We start from the raw sequence: 18,368 nt of genomic DNA, 5'->3' as shown, positions 1-18,368 counted from the left end.
GGGCGGACCCGGTGGTCGTGCGCACCGGGTCCGCGAGCCGGGCGGCTGAGGGGGGTTGGTGGACATCCGCCCGGGTGGTGCCGGCTTGTGGTGTGGACCGACCTGCGCGACAACGTTGTCTTTTATTTACCTGACTCTACCTCCTCAACCGACAACGATGTCAACCCATTTGGGGTAGTCCGACCGGGTGAAGTCAGCGTGTGGCTGCCGGTGCGTGGGCGGTCTTCCGTGGTAACGGTGGCGCACGTTACTGTCCCTGCGGCTTGTGCGACCCGTGGTGCGCGACCCGTCCGTCAGGAGGAAGGGCCGCGTCATGCGTTGCAGACTCCTGTCGCTGCTGCTGACCGCCGCGCTCGCGCTCGGCGGCGCCACCCCCGCCCTCGGCGTCACCCCCGCCCTTGCGACGGGCGCCGCCCCCGGCGAGCTAGTGCCCCGGCAGGCAACGTTCGCCCCGTCGCGACGCCCGGCACGCCCTCTCGCCGCACCGGCCGAAAGCCCACGTACGCCCAGTACGAGGACTTCCGGCCGGCACGCCGAGAGCACGCACCGGACGCCGCTCCTTGACGGGCAAACGTTGCCTGCCGGGGCACTAGTCAAGGATCCGACGGGCTACGTCGATCCACTGATCGGCACCGCGAACGGCGGCGATGTCTTCCCGGGTGCCGTCGTGCCCTTCGGCATGCTCTCCTGGAGCCCCGAGAACACCACGGGGGACGCCACCCGCACCGCCGCGCCCGGCGGCTACCGGTACGACGCCACCCGCGTCCGGGGCTTCAGCCTCACCCATATGTCCGGCACCGGCTGCGCGGGCGGCAGCGGCGACATCCCCTTCTTCCCCTACGCCGGCGAGGTCACCTCCTCCCCGGCGAGCGACACCGCCGACGCCGTCTACGCCTCCGGCTTCGCGCACGCCGACGAGAGCGCCGAGCCCGGTCACTACGCGGTGGGCCTGGCCTCCGGGGTCACCGCCGACCTCACCGCCACCGCACACACCGGCTCGGCCCGCTTCACCTACCCCGCCGGCAAGCCCGCCTCGCTGCTGGTGCGCACCGCCAACTCCGAGGTGGGCTCGGAGAATTCGGCCGTCACGATCGACCCCGCCCACCGCACCGTCTCCGGCTCGGTCACCTCCGGCGACTTCTGCGGCCATCTCGACCCCGAGGGCCGACGCGCCTACTACACGCTGTATTTCACCGCCCGCTTCGACCGCGCCTTCACGAGCGCCGGCACCTGGCGGGACGACCGGCTCAGCCCCGGCTCACTGACGGCGGCCGGCGGCACCGGGGGCTTCGCGCACGGCGGGCGGCCCGTCGCGGGCAAGGGCGCCGGCGGCTATGTCACGTTCGCGCCCGGCACCGGCCCGGTGCACGTCAAGGTGGGCATCTCCTACGTCGGCAAGGCAGCCGCCGAGGCCAACCTCGCCGCCGAGAACCCGCCCGGCCGCTCCTTCGACGCGGTGCGCGGCGCGGCCCGCCGGGCCTGGCGCGAGCGGCTCGGCGCCGTACGGGTCGGCGGCGGTACGGACACCGACCGCACCACCTTCTACACCGCGCTGTACCACGCGCTGCTGCATCCGAACGTCATCAGCGACGCCGACGGCCGCTACCGGGGCGCCGACGGCACGGTGCACCGGGTCGGCCCCGGGCACCGCGCCCAGTACGGCACCTTCTCCGGCTGGGACGTCTACCGCAACCAGTTGCAGCTGCTCACCCTGCTCGATGCGCGCACCGGCTCCGACATCGCCCAGTCGTTGTACGAGCTGGCCCGGCAGAACGACGGCACCTGGGACCGCTGGCTGCACGGCGCGAGCGGCACCCATGTCATGAACGGCGACCCCTCGCCGACCGCGCTGGCCGGCATCCGCGCCTTCGGCGGCACCGGCTTCGACCTGCGCGGCGCGCTGCGCTCGCTGGTGCGGGCGGCCACCGTCCCCACCGCGCAGGACCTCTCCCCGGCGGGCCGTCCGGTGCTGTCCGCCGGCCAGCGTCCCTCGCTGGACGTGTACCTGAAGCTGCACTACATGCCGAGCGTCTCCAACGCCTGGGGCGGCGCCGCCGAGACCCTGGAGATGTCCACGGCCGACTTCTCCCTCTCCCAGCTCGCCCGCGCCGCAGGCGAGAAGGGGACCGCCGCCGCCTTCGCCAGGCGCGCCCAGTGGTGGCAGAACGTCTTCGATGTCGCGGCCGACCCCGGGGGCGGCTATGCCGCCGATCGCAAGGCCGACGGCAGCCGGGTCACCGGCTTCACCCCGGACACCGGCAACGGCTTCGTGGAGGGCACGGCGGCCCAGTACACGTGGATGGTCCCGCACGACCCGGCGGGCCTGTTCGCCGCCATGGGCGGCCGGGACAGGGCACTCGCCCGGCTCGACGACTTCTTCCACGACAAGGGTGGCGACTGGGCCCTCACCGGCCACGGCGGCACCAGGGCCGAGCTGGCCAACGAGCCGTCGATCAACGTCCCCTACCTGTACGACTACGCGGGCGCCCCCTACCGGACGCAGGCGACCGTGCGGGCCGCGATGCGGCGGCTGTGGTCGGCCGGGCCCGGCGGCATCCCCGGCAACGACGACCTCGGCGCGATGTCGTCCTGGTACGTCTTCGCCGCCCTCGGCATGTATCCGCAGGTGCCCTCCCGCGCCGAACTGGTCCTCGCCTCCCCGCTGTTCGCGCGCGTGGAGATCAGCCGCCCGCAGGGCAACGACATCTCGATCCGCGCGAGGGGGGCGGCGGCCGGCGCGCCGTACGTCCGGTCCCTGAAGGTGGACGGCCGTACCAGCGACCGTCCCTGGCTGCCGGCGTCCTTCGTCCGTGACGGCGGCCGGCTCGACTACACCCTGTCCGCCGCGCCGGACCGCGGCTGGGGCGCGGACAGCCCGCCGCCGTCCTTCCGCGAGGGCGAGCAGCCGTACCAGACCGGCGTCGGCCCCACCGCCGCCGTGCTCGCACCCGGTGACAGCACCTGGACCGTCGTCCGCGCGCTGTCGCTGAACGGCGGCGGCGGCCCCGGCGTGCGCTTCCGCGTGGACACCCCGGCCGGCGTCACGGCCACGCCCGCCGCGGGCACGGTCACGGGCGGCGCCCGGGAGATCACCCTCACCGCCGCCGCGGACGCCCCGCAGGGCTTCGCGGACGCCGGGGTCACGGTGACCTCCGCCGGCACCTCCTACCGGCAGCCCGTCGCCCTCACCGTCGCCGCCCCCGGCACCCTGCTCGCCGCCTACGACAACACCGGTGTCTGCGACGACACGGGCGGCCACGACGAGGCCGACTACGACGGCGGCGGCTGGAGCTACTCCCGTCAGGCCCTCGCCGCGGCCGGCCTGACCCCGGGCGGGCGGTCCTCGGCCTTCGGCCTGCCCTTCACCTGGCCGAACTCACCCGACGGCCGCCCGGACAACGCCTCGGGCGCCGGACAGACCGTCCGGCTTCCCACGCCCTCGGGCGCGTTGTCGTTCATCGGCAGCGCGGTCAACGGCGACCGGCAAGGCCGGGCGACCGTCACCTACACCGACGGCACGACCGGCACCGTCGACCTGTCCCTCACCGACTGGACGGCGGGCGGCGGGGGCGGCGGCGTCCGGTACGGCAACGAGGTCGTCGCCCGGACGCCGTACCGCAACGCCGCGGGCGCCGGCCGGGACCCGGTGGCGACCTATGTCTTCGCCACCAGGCCCTACCGGGCCCCGGCAGGCAAGCTGATCAGCAGCGTCAGGCTGCCCGACGACCACGATCTGCATGTGTTCACCCTGGCCACGGACTGAACCCCGGTGGGTGTCCGTCAGGCCAGCAGCTCCACCTCCGCGAGCGTCGCGGCGCCGTTCAGCACCAGGCGGTACTTCGCGTAGGTGCCCGGGGCGGCGACGGTGAACGCCCGGGTCTGGCGGTCCCAGGCGAAGGACTCCCCGGAGCGCTGGTCCAGGGTCTTCCAGGCAGTGCCGTCCGTGGAGCCCTGGAGGGTCCAGCCGGTCGGCGCCTTGGTGTGGTCGGCCGACGAGGTCAGCGTGTACTGGACCGGCTTGACGGCGTGGTCGACCGGCAGGTCCACCGAGGTGAGCGTGGCGTCCGTCGCCGAGGTGTCGTCGAACAGCGGTCCGTCCCCCTTCAGCACGTCCGAGCGGGGCGCCGGCACCTTGTCGTCCTGGGTGACGGAGACCGGGCCCGCGTCCTTGCCCGTGCCCCACGCCGACGGCTCGGCGCCCATGGAGAACTCCAGCACCCCGCCCTTCGACAGCAGCGAGTGCGGCAGCGACGTCGAGTTCCAGGGCCGGCCGTCGAACGTCACGCCCTGCACATAGACGTTCCTCGCGCTGTTCCGCGGCGCCTTGACGACCAGGTCCCGGCCGTTCTCCAGATGCACGGTGACCTTCTTGAACAGCGGGGAGCCGATGGAGTACTCACCGCTGCCCATGACGAGCGGATAGAAGCCGAGCGCGGAGAAGAGGTACCAGCCCGACTGCTCGCCGTTGTCCTCGTCGCCGTGGTAGCCCTGCCCGATCTCGCTGCCGGCGTACAGCCGGGAGAGGATCTCGCGGACCGTCGCCTGTGTCTTCCAGGGCTGGCCCGCCGCGTCGTACATGTACGACACATGGTGCGCGACCTGGTTGGACTGGCCGAGCATGCCCATCCGGACGTCCCGGGCCTCGGTCATCTCATGGATGACGCCGCCGTAGGAGCCGACGAGGTCCGGTGAGGCCGTCTCCGGGGTGGAGAAGAACGTGTCGAGCTTCTTCGCGAGGGCCGGCCGGCCGCCGTAGAGGTTGGCCAGGCCCCGGCTGTCCTGCGGGACGCTGAACGCGTACCCCCAGCCGTTGGTCTCCGTGTAGTCGTACCCCCACACGCGCGGGTCGTACTTCGAGGAGTCGACACGCCAGGATCCCTGGCTGTCGCGGCCCTGGAAGAAGCCGCCCGCCGCCTTGGGGTCGAAGAGGTTCACATAGTCCTGGGCGCGGTTGAGGAAGTACGCGGACTCCTCCTTGTAGTGCTTCTCGCCCGTCTTCCCGTACAGGGCCTCGCCCATCTTCGCGATGCCGTAGTCGTTGACGTATCCCTCCATCGCCCAGGACAGGCCCTCGGTGGTGGCGGTGCTGGTGTAGCCGAGGAAGGGCGAGGTGCTCATGCCCTTGCGGCCCACGCCCGACATCGGCGGGACGACGGTCGCGTTCTTCAGGGCGGCCTGGTACGCCGCCTTCGCGTCGAACGGCACGCCCTTGACATAGGCGTCGGCGAACGCCACGTCCGAGGAGGTGCCGGTCATCAGGTCGGCGTAACCGGGCGAGGACCAGCGGGAGGTCCAGCCGCCGTCCTTGTACTGCTGCACGAACCCGTCGACCATCTCGCCGGCCTGCGAGGGCGTGAGGAAGGAGTACGCCGGCCATGTCGTCCGGTAGGTGTCCCAGAAACCGTTGTTGACGTACACCTTGCCGTCGACGATCTTCGCGCCGGTGTGCGTCGGGGTGTCCTGGCTCTGCATCGGCGAGAAGGGGGACGCGTACTGGTCGGTGTCCCCGACCTTCTCGAAGCCCGAGTTCGGGTACAGATACAGCCGGTACATGCTGGAGTACAGCGTGGTCAGCTGGTCCGGGCTCGCGCCCTCGACCTCGACCTTGCCGAGCAGCTTGTCCCAGGTGCGCTGCGCCTGGGACTTCACGGTGTCGAAGGAGGTGCCGTCCGGGATCTCCTGACGCAGATTGTCCTTCGCCTGGTCGACGCTGATCAGCGAGGTCGCCAGGCGCAGAGTGACGGTGCGGTCCGCGCCCGCGTCGAAGCGCAGGTACCCCTTGACCCCGCTCGATCCGCCGTCGGTCACCGGTTTGTCGAACTCGCCGTACACGAACAGCCGTGTCGCGCCGGTCGACAGGCCCGACTTCACGTCCGAGTAGCCGGTGACGGTCCCGTTGTCCTTGTCGAGGGTCAGGCCCGCCTGTTCGGTGACATTGTCGAAGACCACGCTAGCGTCGTCGCCGGGGTAGGTGAAACGCAGCTCCGCCGCGTGGTCGGTCGGGGTCATCTCGGCCTTGAGACCGTTCTCGAACCGGACCCCGTAGTAGTACGGCCGCGCGGTCTCGTTCTCGTGCCGGAACGGCAGCCGGCGCGCCTCGCGGCCGGTGTCCGGGGTGCCGGACGCGGCCGACGGCATCACCTGGAAGGTCTGCCGGTCGCCCATCCAGGGGCTCGGCTCATGGCTCGCGCTGAACGCCTCGATCGTCGGCAGATTGGCGTCGTTGTTCGCGCGCGCGTACTCGTACAGCCAGCTCAGCGAGGACGCGTTGGTCACCGGCGTCCAGAAGTTGAACCCGTGCGGCAGGGCCGTCGCCGGGAAGTCGTTGCCGCGCGAGAAACTGCCGCTGGAGTTGGTGCCGCGGGTGGTCAGCGCGTAGTCCGACAGATGCGCCTTCGGCCTCTCGGGCGCTGCGGGCCTCAGGGCCACGTCGTCGATCCAGCCCCGGAACTTCGCCGGTCCGTCGGGGGAGTCGTACGCCACCAGGATCCGGTCGACGGTCTTGCCGGCCGCGACCGAGCCGATCCGCGCGGCCACGTTGTTCCACTGGTTGACGTACAGCGACTTCGAGGCGCCCTGTCCGCGCGGCGACAGCGGGAATCCGTGCTGGTCCGGGGCGCCCAGATCGCTCAGATAAGTGCCGTCGGTGAAGGCCAGGTCGAGAGAGACGTCGGTGGCGTCGTAGTCCCGGTCGCCGTCGGCCATCGACGGGAAGATCCGGTACGACAGCTGGGTGTCGGCGCCGACCTTCACGTTCACGTCGAAGACCTTGTTGTACGAGTAGGCCCGGCCGTCCGCCGTATGCCGTCCGGCGTAGCGCAGCGCCCTCGTTCCGGTGAACCCGGCCCGTGCCTTGGCCGTCGGCGATGCGGTCGGGCCCCGGTCGACCAGCGTCAGCATGTCCTGCGGCACCGGCCCGCCCCCGCCGCCGGTGGAGAACTGCACATCTGCGAGCTGCAGGATGTCGTCGGCGCCGTTGTTCCGGGTGACCTCCAGCCGGAAGTGCTGGTACTCGGCCGGCTCGGCCAGGCCGTAGGACCTGGTCTGGAAGCGCTCGGAGAAGGCCTGGTCCGAGCGGGTGTCGACGGTCTTCCAGTCCTTGCCGTCGGCGGAGCCGAGCAGCGTCCAGTCCCTGGGGTCGCGCTGGGCGTTGTCATTGGCCGAGGTGAGCGCGTAGGTGTGCAGCTTGATGGGCTGGTCGAGGTCGAACTCGACCCAGCCGGTGGGTGCGAAGGTCAGCCATTTGGTGCCGGGCTCGCCGTCGACCAGGTTCTCCTTCACCTCGCCGGCGCCCGGGTTCTCGCCGCTCGCCCGGACATCGGTGACATGGTCGGTCACATTGCCCGGGATGCCGGTGCTGTAGCCGCCGTCGACACCCGAGGCGCGCTTCGTGCCGTCCGGGCCGGTGTCCACGGTGTTCAGCCAGTCGGGTGCCGGGTCGCCCGGCTCGAACGAGGATGCGAACTCTTGGCCCGCGGCCGGAGCCTTGGCGGGCAGGGCGACCGCCGCGCCCTGCGCGCCGGCGGCCATGACAAAGGCGGCCGTGAGGACGACCGCCGGACCCCATCTGTGCCGAGTTCTCCGCTGCATCTACGGATTCCCCTCCTGCGCCCCCTCCGGACAACGTTGTCAACTAACGAGACGCAGGAACCAGTAGGGCGTCAAGTGGCCCGTGATGTCAAGGGTGTTGGGTGTGGCATTCAGGGACATATGTCGCGAATATTTGTGCCAGGCGGACCACCGGGGGCACATATTTCCCCGAGGTCTCAACTCGGAAAAGACCCATCGCGAACCCTGCATTCGATCTTGCTCAGCCGACCGAAAGTGGACTATACCTGTCGGCACTTCCAGCACGACCCTGCACGACCCAGCACTACCCGACCGCGGTGCCGGGGAGGATCCGGTTCACCGCCTGAGTCCTGGAGAAGGCGAGGACTTGAGCATGGGATCCATCTCGAACCACGGCGGCGAAGGTGTCGGCCGTCGTGATCTGATCAAGCGGTCCGCCGCGCTCGGCCTGGTCGCGGCCCCGGGGATGGGGCTGCTGTCCGCCTGTGCGAGCAGCGGCGGGGGAGGCCAGACCAAGGACAAGGCGGGGAAGAAGACCGCCAAGAACCCGCTCGGCGTCAACGACAGCGCCCAGATGGAATTCGTCCTCTTCGACGGCGGCTTCGGCAAGGAGTACGCCCAGGACGCGGTGAAGATCTACGAGAAGGACTTCCCGAAGGCGCATGTGAAGTTCTCCGCCACCCAGAAGATCCAGTCCACCCTCCAGCCCCGCTTCAACCAGGGCAACCCGCCGGACCTCATCGACAACTCCGGCGCGGAGCAGATGGACATGGGTGTCCTGGTCGGCAAGAACCAGCTGGCCGACCTCACCCCGCTGCTGGACGCGCCGTCGTACGACGACCCGAACAAGAAGGTCCGCGACACCCTGCGCCCGGGCATCGTGGAAATGGGCCAGTTCGACGGCAAGCCGGTCTGGATCTTCTACTACGCCTACACGGTGTACGGCGTCTGGTACTCGCAGAAGGCGCTGGACTCGCTCGGCACGGAGTACCCGAAGACCTGGGACGAGATGCTCCAGGTCTGCGAGAAGGCCAAGAAGAAGGGGATGGCGGGCTGGACGTACGCGGGCAAGTACCCGTACTACCTCCCCTTCTCGCTGTACCCGATGATCGGCAAGGTCGGCGGGCGCGAGGTGCTCGACGCCATCGACAACCTGGAGCCGAACGCCTGGCAGCACCCGGCCGTCAAGGCCTGTTTCGAGGCGTACTACGAGCTGTACAAGAAGGGCTACATCCTCAAGGGCACCCCGGGCCTGGACCACATCCAGTCGCAGACCGCCTGGGCCAAGGGCGAGGCGCTGTTCATCCCGAACGGCTCCTGGGTGGAGAACGAGTCGGCCAACGTCATCCCGAAGGACTTCGACCTGGCCGTCTCCGCGCCCTCCGGCATCGACGCGTCCGACAAGCTGCCCTTCGGCACCATCTGGGCCTCCGGCGGTGAGCCCTTCATCGTCCCGGCCAAGGCCGCGAACGCCGAGGGAGGCATGGAGCAGTTGCGCATCATGCTCTCCGAGGCGTCCTCGAAGAACTTCACGGCCAAGGTGAAGTCGCTGACCGCGTACAACGGCGGTACCACCGGAATCACCCTCACCCCGGGTCTGAAGTCCGGTGTGGCGGCGCTGAAGCTGGCCGGATCCAACGTGGTGAATCCGCGGCTTCAGGACTGGTATGTGCAGCTGCAGAAGGAGAAGATCGGTGTGGCCGGTCTCGGGGAGATGATGGCCGGCCGGCTCACTCCCGCCGAGGCCATCAAGAAGATCCAGGGTTTCGCCGACGAGGCGGCCAAGGACACCACGATCAAGCACTACAAGCACCAGTAACCAGCACCCTCATCAACGCACCGGAGTGGCGATGCAGCACGGCAAGTACCGGTTCATCGTGGGGTTTCTGGTTCTGCCCCTGGGACTGTACGCGCTCTTCGTGGTGTGGCCGTTCATCCAGTCCATCTATTACTCGTTCACGGACTGGACCGGCCTGAGCCCCGAATTCAAGATGGTCGGCTTCGACAACTACCAGCGGATGCTCCATGACGACATCTTCTGGAAGTCGTTGCAGCACAGTCTGCTGTTCGCCCTGGTGCTCCCACTGGTGACGATCAGTCTGGCGCTGTTCTTCGCCTTCATGATCAATGTCGGCGGACGCCGGAGGAAGGGCGGCCCCGTGATCTCCGGGGTCCGGGGCTCGTCCTTCTACAAGATCGTGTATTTCTTTCCGCAGGTGCTGTCCATCGCGATCGTCTCGCTGCTGTTCGCCTTCGCGTACAACCCGGACAGCGGCGCGATCAACTCACTGCTGCGCGGTATCGGCCTCGGAGACATTCAGCCGCTGTGGCTGGGCGACCCGAGCCTTGCGCTGTGGTGTGTGATGGCGGTGTTGGTGTGGTCCACGGTCGGCTTCTTCGTGGTCCTGTTCTCGGCCGGCATGGCCTCCATCCCGACGGAGCTGTACGAGTCGGCGCTGCTCGACGGCGCCGGCCGGGCCACCACCTTCTTCCGCATCACCCTGCCGCTGCTGTGGGACACCGTGCAGTCCGGCTGGGTCTACATGGGCATCCTCGCGCTCGGCGCCGAGTCGTTCGCGGTCGTCCAGATCATGACGACCGGACCGGGCGGGCCCGACTACTCGACCACGGTGATGGTCCTGTACGTGTACCAGAAGGCGTTCCGGGACGGTCAGGCCGCCTACGCCACCACCATCGGCGTCGCCCTGCTGATCGTCACGCTCGCCTTCGCGGCGATCGTGATGCGGCTGGGCCGTCGCGAGCGGCTGGAGTTCTGAACCGATGAAGACGACCGAGACCTCCGCACCGCTGCCGGCCGAGTCCGGCGCCACCGTCTCCAAGGTCGACGCACCCGCCCCGAAGCGCGCCCGGCAGAAGAAGGAGGGCGGTGTCCTCAACGTCTTCTCGCACGGGGTGCTGATCATCTGGGCGATCATGGTGGTCACGCCGCTGCTGTGGGCGGTGATGACCTCCTTCAAGTCGGACAGCTCGATCTTCGGCTCGCCCTGGTCCCTGCCGGACAGGCTGCACTTCGACAACTGGTCGCGGGCCTGGACCCAGGCCAACATGAGCGACTACTTCCTGAACACCGTCCTGGTGGTCGGCGGCTCGCTCATCGGCACCCTGGTGCTCGGCTCCATGGCGGCCTATGTCCTCGCTCGCTTCGACTTCCCGGGCAACCGCTTCATCTACTACCTGTTCGTCGGCGGCATGAGCTTCCCGATCATGCTCGCGCTGGTCCCGTTGTTCTATGTGGTGAACAACATGGGCATGCTGAACACGATCCACGGCCTGATCCTGGTCTACATCGCGTACTCGCTGCCCTTCACGGTCTTCTTCCTCACGGCCTTCTTCCGCACACTGCCCACCTCGGTGGCGGAGGCGGCCTTTGTGGACGGCGCCTCGCACACCCGCACGTTCTTCCAGATCATGCTGCCGATGGCCAAGCCGGGCCTGATCAGCGTGGGCATCTTCAACTTCCTGGGCCAGTGGAACCAGTACATGCTGCCCACGGTCCTCAACACCGACCCGGACAAGAAGGTCCTCACCCAGGGCCTGGTCCAGCTCGCGGTCAGCCAGGGCTACAAGGGGGACTGGTCCGGTCTCTTCGCCGGCCTGGTGATGGCCATGCTGCCGGTGCTCGGGGCGTACATCGTCTTCCAGCGCCAGGTCGTCCAGGGCCTGACCGCGGGGGCGCTGAAATAGCCCGCAGACCTCGCCGGAGTGACGCTCCGTATGTCTCCGTGCGCACGCCGCTCCCCCTCCCGGGGGCGGCGTGCGCACGTGGTACCGGGGACCCTCAGGCACCCGGAAACGGTTCAACCTCTTGACGTAAGCAGCCCCGAACGGCTCAGCTTAGAGTTCACTAGTTGGACATACGCGGGGCCTCGCCGAAGCGGCCTCGCGCTCAGGAGGTCGTCGTGGAGACTCCAGGGTCGCAGTCGTCGCTGCACCGAGCCAACCTGGAGCGGGTTGTACGGGCCGTGCGCCTGGCCGGGTCCCTCACGCAGGCGGAGATCGCGCGGACGACCGGTCTGTCGGCCGCGACCGTCTCCAACATCGTGCGGGAGCTGAAGGACGGCGGAACGGTCGAGGTCACGCCCACGTCGGCGGGCGGGCGGCGGGCCCGCAGCGTCAGCCTCAGCGGCGACGCCGGCATTGTGATCGGTGTCGATTTCGGACACACGCACATGCGCGTCGCGATCGGCAACCTCGCCCATCAGGTGCTGGCCGAGGAGTCCGAGCCGCTGGACGTGGACGCCTCCGCCGCACAGGGCTTCGACCGGGCGGAACAGCTGGTCAGCCGACTGATCGCGGCCACCGGGGTGAACCCGTCCAAGGTGGCCGGGGTGGGCCTCGGCGTGCCCGGTCCCATCGATGTGGAGTCGGGGACGCTGGGCTCCACCGCGATCCTGCCCGGCTGGACCGGCGCCAAGCCCGCCGAGGAGCTGCGCGAGCGGCTCGGCGTGCCCGTGCACGTGGACAACGACGCCAACCTGGGTGCCCTCGGCGAGCTGGTCTGGGGCAGCGGGAAGGGCGTACGGGACCTCGCGTACATCAAGGTCGCGAGCGGTGTCGGCGCGGGTCTGGTGATCGACGGGAAGATCTACCGGGGCCCGGGCGGCACGGCCGGAGAAATCGGGCATATTACACTCGATGAATCCGGCCCGGTCTGCCGTTGCGGAAACCGCGGCTGTCTGGAGACGTTCGCGGCCGCGCGGTATGTGCTCCCGCTGCTCCAGCCCAGCCATGGCGCCGACCTCACGATGGAAGGCGTCGTACGGCTGGCCAGGGACGGAGACCCGGGCTGCCGTCGGGTGATCGCCGACGTCGGCCGCCATATCGGCTCGGGAGTGGCCAATCTCTGCAATCTGCTGAACCCGAGCCGGGTGGTCCTCGGCGGTGATCTCGCCGAGGCCGGTGAGCTGGTGCTCGGGCCGATCAGGGAGTCCGTCGGCCGCTACGCCATTCCCAGCGCGGCGCGCCAACTCTCCGTTCTCCCGGGGGCACTTGGCGGCCGTGCCGAGGTGCTCGGAGCGCTCGCTCTCGCCCTGAGCGAGATGGGTGATTCGACTCTTTTGGACGGGTCGCTGCCGGTGGCAGCCCCTGCCTTCACTTAGAGAACGGATGGCACCGTTGCCATCTCGTTAAGGATTTACTTCTTGACGTCGCACGTGTGGCCGAGTTGACTTCCAGCCACCTCGGCCGCAACGACGCGGCCTCGTCAGGGAGGTTTGTGAAGTGAACGCACGTATGCGTCGTGCCGCCGTTGCCGTGGCCGCTGGGGCGATGGCGGTCTCGCTGGCCGCCTGTGGCAGTGCCAAGGAGTCGAAGGGCGGAAGCTCGTCCTCCTCGTCGTCCAAGAAGGGCGACAACATCAAGGTCGGTCTCCTGCTCCCGGAGAACAAGACCGCGCGTTACGAGAAGTTCGACAAGCCGCTGATCGAGAAGAAGATCAAGGAGCTGACGAACAACAAGGCGGAGGTCGAGTACAACAACGCCCGCCAGGACGCGAACCTGCAGGCGCAGCAGGTCGACACCATGATCACCAACAAGGTGGACGTCCTGATCGTGGACGCGGTCGACGCCAAGGCGATCCAGAACTCCGTGCAGAAGGCCGTGGACCAGGGCATCAAGGTCGTCGCCTACGACCGCCTGGCCGAGGGCCCGATCAGCGCCTACACCTCCTTCGACAACGAGGAGGTCGGCAAGACCCAGGGCCAGGCCCTGCTGAAGGCGCTGGGCAGCAAGGCCACCAAGTCCTCCAAGATCGTCATGGTCAACGGCTCGGTCACCGACCCGAACGCCGCCCAGTTCAAGAAGGGCGCCCACGAGGTCCTCGACGGCAAGGTCACGATCGCCAAGGAGTACGACACCAAGGAGTGGTCGCCGGACAACGCCAACTCCGAGATGGAGACGGCGATCTCCGCGGTCGGCAAGGACAAGATCGCGGGTGTCTACTCCGCCAACGACGGCATGGCCGGCGGTATCATCACCGCCCTCAACGCCGCGGGCGTCAAGGTCCCGGTCACCGGCCAGGACGCCGAGCTGGCCGGTGTGCAGCGCATCGTCGCCGGTACGCAGTACATGAGCGTCTTCAAGTCCTACCCGCAGGAGGCGAACGTCGCCGCGGAGATGGCCGTCGCGCTCGCCCAGGGCAAGTCGCTGGACTCCATCGCCAAGGACAAGGTCTCCAGCACCTCCCAGAAGGACGTCCCCTCGGTCCTCGTCCCGGTCGTCTCGCTGACGCAGGACAACATCAAGGACACGGTCATCAAGCAGGGCTACTACACCGTCGCCGACATCTGCACCGCCGACTACAAGGCGGCCTGCGACAAGATCGGCCTGAAGTAGTCGACGTCAAGTCCCTTCCCGCAAAAGGGCGTTCGTCCTTGAATGCCCTCAGGGAAGCCGACTGAGCGCTCCCCGGAACTCCTCCGGCGTCCCGTGATCACACAGCCCCGCAAGCTCGACGCGGGGCGCCGGACGGAACTCCCCACCGGGTTGCTCCCAACCCACCCACCCAGAATTTCTGCACAACCTCCCGCCGGGTCAGGCGGCGAAGGAGATGGTTCACGTGTCCGCTACGCCCGTGCTGGCGTTGCGCGGGGTCTCCAAGCGGTTCGGTGCCGTTCAGGCGCTCACCGACGTAGAGCTTGAGGTCCACGCCGGTGAGGTGGTCGCCCTGGTGGGCGACAACGGCGCCGGAAAGTCCACGCTGGTCAAGACGATCGCCGGCGTGCACCCGATCGACGAGGGTGTCATCGAGTGGGACGGCAAGCCCGTCACCATCAGCAGGCCGCACGACGCCCAGGCCCTGGGCATCGCGACGGTGTACCAGGACCTCGCGCTGTGCGACAACATCGATGTCGTCGGCAATCTCTTCCTCGGCCGTGAGCTGCGGAAGTGGGGCGTCCTGGACGAGGTCGAGATGGAGCGCCGCTCCCGCGAGCTGCTGACCACCCTGTCGATCCGCATCCCGAGCGTCCGGATCCCGATCGCCTCGCTCTCCGGCGGTCAGCGCCAGACCGTGGCCATCGCCCGCTCCATGCTCGGCGAGCCCAAGCTGGTGATCCTCGACGAGCCCACCGCCGCCCTCGGCGTCGAGCAGACCGCCCAGGTCCTCGACCTGGTGGAGCGGCTGCGCGAGCGCGGTCACGCCGTCGTCCTCATCAGCCACAACATGGCGGACGTGAAGGCGGTGGCCGACAAGGTCGCCGTGCTGCGCCTCGGCCGCAACAACGGCGTCTTCGAGGTCAAGACGACCTCGCAGGAGGAGATCATCTCCGCCATCACCGGCGCCACCGACAATGCCGTGACCCGCCGTGCGGCCCGTACCTCCGGCGCGAACGGGGAGGCTTCCCAGTGAGCATCGACAAGACCTCCGCGAACGTCGACGAGACGCCCTCGCAGGACGAGACCGTCGTCGAGAACCCCGAGGCCGCGGCCGCCGCGGTCACCGCGGTCGACCCGCGCCTGCTGGTCCAGCAGGAGGGCCTGCTCGGCTACTGGCACGAGTTCAAGCGCAAGATGAAGGCCGGCGAGCTGGGCTCGCTGCCGGTCGTCGTGGGCCTCGCGATCATCTGCATCATCTTCCAGGTGCTCAACTCGCAGTTCCTGTCCGCGCAGAACATCAACGACATCACGATCACGATGGTCGGCACGGGCATGATCTCGGTCGGCATCGTGTTCGTGCTGCTGCTCGGCGAGATCGACCTGTCGGTCGGCTCGGTCAGCGGTGCGGCCAGCGCCCTCGCCGGTGTCCTCGCGGTCAACCAGGGCTGGCCCGAGTGGGCGGCCGTACTCGTCGCCGTCGGCGCCGGCATCGCCATCGGCGCGCTGCACGGCTTCTTCTTCGCGGTGCTCGGCGCCCCCGCCTTCGCCGTGACGCTGGCCGGTCTGCTGTTCTGGCTGGGCTTCATGCTGAAGGTGCTCGGCGCGGACGGCACGATCAACCTCGACCCGAACGGCCTGGTCGGCAGGCTGACCACGTACTACTTCTCGGACGTGGCCGCCGCCTACGGGCTCGCCGTCGTCGTGGTGGCCGTGTTCTTCCTCACCTCCTTCCTGAGCAACCGGCGCCGGCAGGCCGCGGGCATCCCGGCCCGGCCGCTCAGCGACACGATCCTGCGGACCGTGCTGCTGGCCGTGATCTCCTTCGCCGCGGCCTACATGTACAACCAGTACAAGGGCCTGCCGCTGGCCACGGTGATCTTCCTGGTCTTCCTGATCGGCACGGACTTCGTGCTGCGCCGTACCGCCTACGGCCGCAAGATCTTCGCGCTCGGCGGCAGCGTGGAGGCGTCCCGCCGTGCGGGTATCAACGTCACCGCGGTGCGGATCTCCGTGTTCGCCATCTCGGGTGGTTTCGCGGCGATCGGCGGCCTGTTCCTGGCGTCGAAGATCGCTTCGGCGAACCAGAGCGCCGGCACCGGTGACCTGCTGATGAACGCGATCGCCGCGGCCGTCATCGGTGGTACGTCGCTGTTCGGCGGGCGCGGTCGTACATGGAACGCGCTGCTCGGTGTGCTGGTGATCGTCTCGATCCAGTACGGGCTGCAGCTGGAGTCCATCGCGGAGCCGGTCAAGTACATGATCACCGCGGCTGTGCTGTTGACCACGGTGGTGATCGACTCCATCACCCGCAAGACGCAGAAGACGGCCGGCCGCGCGTAAAGGCGCCGCCTGTCCTCGCTCACCCGACGTGCCCGGCGCCTCAACGTGCCGGGCACTGTCGTGTCGTGGAAAGCCGGAACATTAGACTCGGGCGAGCCCGGCGAAAGCTCGATCAGCTCTACTGCAAGGAGGCACGGGTGCCGCTGCTGACCCGCATCACGGGACCGCGCGATCTGGACCGGCTCAGCCAGGAGGAGCTGGACCAGCTGGCGGGGGAGATCCGGAGCTTCCTCGTCGAGGCCGTCTCCAAGACCGGCGGCCACCTCGGCCCCAACCTCGGTGTGGTGGAGCTGACCATCGCCCTGCACCGGGTCTTCGACTCGCCGAAGGACAAGGTGCTCTGGGACACCGGCCACCAGTCCTATGTGCACAAGCTGCTCACCGGCCGGCAGGACTTCTCCCAGCTGAAGAAGAAGGGCGGCCTGTCCGGCTACCCCTCGCAGGCCGAGTCCGAGCACGACGTCATCGAGAACAGCCACGCCTCGACCGTGCTCGGCTGGGCCGACGGCATCGCCAAGGCCAACCAGCTCAAGAAGCGGGACAGCCATGTCGTCGCCGTCATCGGCGACGGGGCGCTCACCGGCGGTATGGCCTGGGAGGCGCTGAACAACATCGCCGACGCCAAGGACCGCCCGCTGGTCATCGTCGTCAACGACAACGAGCGGTCGTACGCCCCGACCATCGGCGGCCTCGCCAACCACCTGGCCACGCTCCGGACGACCGACGGGTACGAGCGGTTCCTGGCCCGGGGCAAGGATCTGCTGGAGCGCACGCCCGTCGTCGGCAGGCCGCTCTACGAGACGCTGCACGGCGCCAAGAAGGGCCTGAAGGACTTCATCGCCCCGCAGGGCATGTTCGAGGACCTGGGGCTGAAGTACGTCGGCCCGATCGACGGCCATGACATCGAGGCGCTGGAGTCGGCGCTGGCCCGCGCCAAGCGGTTCGGCGGGCCGGTCATCGTGCACTGCCTCACCGAGAAGGGCCGCGGCTACCAGCCGGCCCTGCAGGACGAGGCCGACCGGTTCCACGGCATCGGGCCCATCCACCCCGACACCGGTCTGCCGGTCAAGGCCTCGGGCGCCGACTGGACCTCCGTCTTCGGTGACGAGATGGTCAGGCTCGGCAAGGAACGCGACGACATCGTGGCGATCACGGCGGCCATGCTGCAGCCGGTCGGCCTGAAGAAGTTCGCCGACACCTTCCCCGACCGGATCTACGACGTCGGCATCGCCGAGCAGCACGGCGCCGTCTCCGCGGCCGGCCTCGCGCACGGCGGGCTGCACCCCGTCTTCGCCGTGTACGCCACCTTCCTCAACCGCGCCTTCGACCAGGTCCTCATGGATGTGGCCCTGCACAAGTGCGGGGTCACCTTCGTGCTCGACCGGGCCGGCGTCACCGGCACCGACGGCGCCTCGCACAACGGCATGTGGGACATGTCGATCCTGCAGGTCGTACCAGGGCTCAGGCTGGCCGCGCCGCGCGACGCCGAGCAGGTGCGGGCCCAGCTGCGGGAGGCCGTGGCCGTCGACGACGCGCCGACCGTGGTGCGCTTCTCCAAGGGCGCGGTCGGCCCCGCCGTACCCGCCGTGGGCCGGGTCGGCGGCATGGACGTGCTGCGCGAGCCCGGCACCGACCGGCCGGATGTGCTGCTGGTCTCGGTCGGCGCCCTCGCCCCGATGTGCCTGGAGATCGCCGGCCTGCTCGACAAGCAGGGCATCTCCACCACCGTCGTCGACCCGCGCTGGGTCAAGCCCGTCGACGAGGCCATGGCCCCGCTGGCCGAGCGGCACCGGGTCGTCGTCACCGTCGAGGACAACAGCCGCGTCGGCGGTGTCGGCGCCGCGATCGCCCAGGCCCTGCGCGACGCGGGCGTGGACGTGCCGCTGCGCGACTTCGGCATCCCGCCCCGGTTCCTCGACCACGCCTCGCGCGGCGAGGTCCTCGCCGAGATCGGCCTGACCGCCCCCGACATCGCCCGCCAGGTCACCGGGCTGGTGGCCAAGCTCGACGGCAGATACGACCGCACCGCCGCCGACGTGGACTCGGTGGAGCCCGCGCGCGACTGACACCCGCGGCACCCTGATCCGAAAAGGGCCGGTTCCGTCACCTCCTACGGGTGGCGG

The 18,368-nt window shown here is 69.1% G+C and carries 10 protein-coding genes; 9 read left to right on the top strand and 1 reads right to left on the bottom strand.

Features of this window, described 5'->3' with window-relative positions:
• The first annotated feature begins 313 nt into the window (after positions 1 to 313).
• Positions 314 to 3,763 carry a GH92 family glycosyl hydrolase gene (locus IE277_RS10450; RefSeq protein ID WP_229881189.1) on the top strand — a complete coding sequence of 1,150 codons (3,450 nt, stop codon included), beginning with the start codon at positions 314 to 316 and terminating at the stop codon, positions 3,761 to 3,763.
• Between the two features lie 17 nt (positions 3,764 to 3,780).
• On the opposite strand, the gene IE277_RS10445 is transcribed toward IE277_RS10450, so the two are convergent.
• Positions 3,781 to 7,590: a GH92 family glycosyl hydrolase gene (locus IE277_RS10445; RefSeq protein WP_189950795.1), complete on the bottom strand. Its 3,810-nt coding sequence runs from the start codon at positions 7,588 to 7,590 to the stop codon at positions 3,781 to 3,783.
• Between the two features lie 352 nt (positions 7,591 to 7,942).
• Here IE277_RS10445 and ngcE point away from each other — a divergent pair, with 352 nt between their 5' ends.
• From ngcE to dxs, 8 genes are all read left to right on the top strand, one after another.
• Entirely contained in the window at positions 7,943 to 9,388 is a 1,446-nt protein-coding gene (gene ngcE, locus IE277_RS10440) for an N-acetylglucosamine/diacetylchitobiose ABC transporter substrate-binding protein (RefSeq protein WP_189950793.1), read from the top strand.
• A gap of 31 nt (positions 9,389 to 9,419) precedes the next feature.
• The gene (locus IE277_RS10435; RefSeq protein WP_189950791.1) at positions 9,420 to 10,346 is read left to right on the top strand and encodes a carbohydrate ABC transporter permease; all 927 of its coding nucleotides are present in this window, start codon (positions 9,420 to 9,422) and stop codon (positions 10,344 to 10,346) included.
• A gap of 4 nt (positions 10,347 to 10,350) precedes the next feature.
• Positions 10,351 to 11,274 (top strand): carbohydrate ABC transporter permease, encoded by a 924-nt coding sequence (locus tag IE277_RS10430; RefSeq protein ID WP_189950789.1) that lies wholly within the window; start codon positions 10,351 to 10,353, stop codon positions 11,272 to 11,274.
• Between the two features lie 215 nt (positions 11,275 to 11,489).
• The gene (locus IE277_RS10425) at positions 11,490 to 12,689 is read left to right on the top strand and encodes an ROK family transcriptional regulator (protein WP_189950787.1); all 1,200 of its coding nucleotides are present in this window, start codon (positions 11,490 to 11,492) and stop codon (positions 12,687 to 12,689) included.
• 133 nt (positions 12,690 to 12,822) lie between these two features.
• Positions 12,823 to 13,923: a substrate-binding domain-containing protein gene (locus IE277_RS10420; RefSeq protein ID WP_189950976.1), complete on the top strand. Its 1,101-nt coding sequence runs from the start codon at positions 12,823 to 12,825 to the stop codon at positions 13,921 to 13,923.
• A gap of 214 nt (positions 13,924 to 14,137) precedes the next feature.
• A complete protein-coding gene (locus tag IE277_RS10415; protein ID WP_189950785.1) occupies positions 14,138 to 14,938 on the top strand; it encodes an ATP-binding cassette domain-containing protein in 801 nt (266 codons plus the stop codon).
• Positions 14,935 to 16,245, top strand: a complete 1,311-nt coding sequence (locus IE277_RS10410; protein ID WP_189950783.1) for a sugar ABC transporter permease — start codon at positions 14,935 to 14,937, stop codon at positions 16,243 to 16,245. The genes IE277_RS10415 and IE277_RS10410 overlap by 4 nt, the downstream gene beginning before the upstream one ends.
• 137 nt (positions 16,246 to 16,382) lie before the next feature.
• The gene (dxs, locus tag IE277_RS10405; RefSeq protein WP_189950781.1) at positions 16,383 to 18,311 is read left to right on the top strand and encodes a 1-deoxy-D-xylulose-5-phosphate synthase; all 1,929 of its coding nucleotides are present in this window, start codon (positions 16,383 to 16,385) and stop codon (positions 18,309 to 18,311) included.
• Positions 18,312 to 18,368 lie beyond the last annotated feature (57 nt).

It is taken from the genome of Streptomyces alanosinicus (assembly GCF_014650595.1).
GTDB classification, from domain to species: domain Bacteria; phylum Actinomycetota; class Actinomycetes; order Streptomycetales; family Streptomycetaceae; genus Streptomyces; species Streptomyces alanosinicus.
Note: the sequence above shows the minus strand (reverse complement) of the source record. Positions and strands in the feature narration are given on the sequence as shown.